This window comes from Kitasatospora sp. NPDC007106 (assembly GCF_040634455.1).
Classification (GTDB): Bacteria; Actinomycetota; Actinomycetes; order Streptomycetales; family Streptomycetaceae; genus Kitasatospora; species Kitasatospora arboriphila.
On record NZ_JBEYFP010000732.1, the window covers coordinates 1 to 2882 of the forward strand.

4 protein-coding genes are annotated in these 2882 nt (G+C 76.2%); 1 reads left to right on the forward strand and 3 read right to left on the reverse strand.

Features of this window, described 5'->3' with window-relative positions:
• The coding region (locus ABZ641_RS31510; RefSeq protein ID WP_359987343.1) for an ABC transporter transmembrane domain-containing protein at positions 1–364 on the reverse strand (364 nt) is incomplete at its 3' end.
• Positions 361–2139, reverse strand: a complete 1779-nt coding sequence (locus ABZ641_RS31515; protein WP_359987346.1) for an ABC transporter ATP-binding protein — start codon at positions 2137–2139, stop codon at positions 361–363. The genes ABZ641_RS31515 and ABZ641_RS31510, both read right to left, overlap by 4 nt.
• Before the next feature lie 203 nt (positions 2140–2342).
• Between ABZ641_RS31515 and ABZ641_RS31520 the strand changes: the two genes are divergently transcribed.
• Positions 2343–2684 carry a DUF5713 family protein gene (locus tag ABZ641_RS31520; RefSeq protein ID WP_344625873.1) on the forward strand — a complete coding sequence of 114 codons (342 nt, stop codon included), beginning with the start codon at positions 2343–2345 and terminating at the stop codon, positions 2682–2684.
• A gap of 82 nt (positions 2685–2766) precedes the next feature.
• Here the strand turns inward: ABZ641_RS31520 and ABZ641_RS31525 are convergent.
• Positions 2767–2882: cellulose binding domain-containing protein (locus ABZ641_RS31525; protein ID WP_359987348.1), on the reverse strand; the 116-nt coding region annotated here is incomplete at its 5' end.

Here is a 2882-nt window from a genome sequence, read left to right on the forward strand (position 1 = left end):
ACCCGGCCCGCTCCACGACGGCGCTGGGCTGGGCGAGCGCCCGGCGCAGGTACTGCTCGCGGACCCGGGCCGCGGTCCGCTCGCCGAAGCGGTGGGTGAGCAGCCGGGCGTGGCGGGCCAGCAGCAGCTGGGCGAGCGTGCAGAGCAGGATCGCGGGTGCCAGGTGGTCGACGGCGCCGGTGCCGCGGTGGGCGCGGACCGCGTCGACGATCCGCCCGAGCAGCCAGGGTGCGGCCACGCCGGCGAGGGCGGCGAGCGTGGCGAGCAGCAGGACGGTGGCGAAGGCGCCGCGCTCCAGCCGGATCAGCCGCAGTGCGGCACGGCGGGCGGCGGCCCGGTCGGCGATCGGCAGTCGGTGGTTCACCGGGCCACCTCCACCCCGGCCGGACGGTCCCGGTCCCCGTGGGCCGCGACCGCGTGAGCCGCGGGCTCCCCCGCCGCGTCCTCCTCGGCCCGGCCGGTCTCGCGGGCCACCAGGGAACGGTAGGCCGGCACGGTGCGCAGCAGTTCGTGGTGCGTGCCGTCGGCCGCGACCTTGCCGTCCAGCAGGAAGTAGACGGTGTCCGCCTGCTCCAGCAGCAGGGGCGAGGTGCTGGTGACCAGGGTGCTGCGGCCGGCGCGCGCGGCGCGCAGGCGCTCGGCGAGTGCGGCCTCGGTGTGCGCGTCGAGGGCCGAGGTCGGCTCGACGGCCAGCAGTACCTCGGGCTCGGCGAGCAGCGCCCGGGCGAGCCGCAGCCGCTGGCGCTGGCCGCCGGACAGGTTGCGGCCCTGCGACTCGATCGGCGTGTCCAGCCCGTCCGGCAGTCCGGAGACCACGTCGCCGGCCACCGCGGTGCGCACCGCTTCGGCGATCGCCCGTTCGTCCGGTTCGTGGCGTCCGGCCAGCAGGTCGCGGAGCGGGCCGGCGAACAGGTCGGCCTCGTTGTCCGCGACCAGGATCCGTTCGCGCAGCGGGCCGGCGGCGATCACGTCCAGCCGCACCCCGCCCCAGTCGGCCGCCGACTCGGCGAAGCCGCCCAGCCGGTCGACCACGGCCGCGGCCTCGGCGGGCCGGGCGGCGACCAGGGCGGTGAAGCTGCCGGGCAGCAGCCGCACGCCCGACTCCGGGTCGGTCAGCGGGGCGGGCCCGGTCGGTGCGGCCGTTCCGCCGCCCGTCCGGGCGGGATCCAGTGCGAGGAAGCGCACCACCCGGCGGGCCGCCACCAGGCCGCGGCTGATGTCGTAGCAGCTCTCGATCAGGAAGGAGACGGGCAGCACCAGCATCGCGACGTAGCCGTAGACGGCCACCAACTGGCCGACGGTGATGGTCCCCTGGGCCGCCATCCGGGCCGCCGGCCAGGTCACGGCGGCCAGGAACAGGCCCGGCAGGCCGACCCCGAGGGCCTGGATCCAGCTGGTCACGGCGGCGACCCGGTAGCCCTCGGCGCGCAGCCGCTGCGACTCGGCGGTGTAGCGGTCGGCGAACAACTCCTTGCCGCCCAGCCCGTTCAGCACCCGCAGGCCGCCGACGAGGTCGGCCAGCCGGGCGGCCAGCGCGCCCTGCCGGGTGCGGTAGTCGCTCTCGACGCCGAGCAGCCGGCCGAGCAGCGGGCCGACCACCAGCGCGAGCAGCGGCACCCCGAGCAGGACGACCACGGCGAGCGGCGGCGAGATGTCGAACAGCAGGACGGCCACCACCAGGTAGGCGACCACCGCGCCGAGTCCGGGGCCGACCGGGGTCATCGCCATGCCGAGGGTGCGCACGTCGCCGATGCCGATGGTGACGACCTCGCCGGCGCCGACCCGGCCGGGCAGCGAGGCGCCGAGCCGGATCGCCTGGCGCACCACGGCGTCGACGGTGCGCAGCAGCGCGTCGGTGCGCATCAGGGTCATGGTGCGGTGGCGGAGCCCGGCGAGCAGCGCGTTCAGCAGCCCGGTGGCGAGCAGCGCGGCGCTCCAGCCGAGCAGGGCGCGGGTGTCGCCGCCCTGCAGGCCCTGGTCGATCGCCCGGGAGAGCAGGTAGGGCGGCAGTGTCAGCAGGGCCATCCAGAGGCTGCCGAGCAGCGCACCGCCGGCGGCGCGGCCGGGCTGTGCGGTGACCAGCCACCACAGGTAGCCGTGCGGGCTGCCGGGTATCGCGCGGCGGGGCGGCCGGGGCAGGTGCGCCTCGGCGCCCGGCGGGGCACCCTCCGACTCTGTACGTACGATCGTCACAGCGGTGACTGTAGTGATCGGACGTCAGCCCGGGCCAGCGCCGGGACCGTCGGGTGGATCGCGTCCGGCGTCGGTGACCGGTGTCAGTGACCGGCGTCAGCACCTGGTGCCAGTACCCGGTGTCAGTGCCCGGAGGCAGGATCGGCGTCATGCCGATTGCCAATGACCGGATCGCCCGGCACCACTTCCTGCGCGCCCTGAACGCGGACACGTACTACCCGGACGCCGTCGTCGACCGCGGCCGCGGCATCCTGCTGCGGCTGTGCGAGCGGATCGAGGCGGAGCGGCCGTCCGGCCTGGCCGAGCTGTACGTCCTCACCCAGGCCGCCACCGAGGAGTTCAACGTGCTGCAGGAGGCCTTCGAGGAGGCGGGCAGCGAGATCGAGACGTTCGCGCGGGAGGAGATCGCCGAGGACTTCGCCTTCGTCGCCGCCGCCTACGGCTTCACCGACGCGGACGTCGAGGAGTTGATCGCCACCCGCGACTGGTGAGCGGGGGCTGTGCCCTTGGGCCCGGACGGGGTCCGCGGTCCGGCCCGCCCCCTCGGTGGGCCGGACCGCGGTGGGGGGTGGTTCAGGTGGTGCAGGCCCGGCCGTTGAGGCTGAAGGCGGGCAGGGCGGCCGGGCTTCCGGTGGCCTGGAAGCCGAAGGAGGCGGTGCCGCCCGGGGCGAGGGTGCCGTTCCAGCCGG

Bases quoted from the DNA above. Each gene is read 5' to 3' on its own strand.
- ABZ641_RS31520 (WP_344625873.1), top strand. From the start codon at position 2,343: ATGCCGATTGCCAATGACCGGATCGCCCGGCACCACTTCCTGCGCGCC.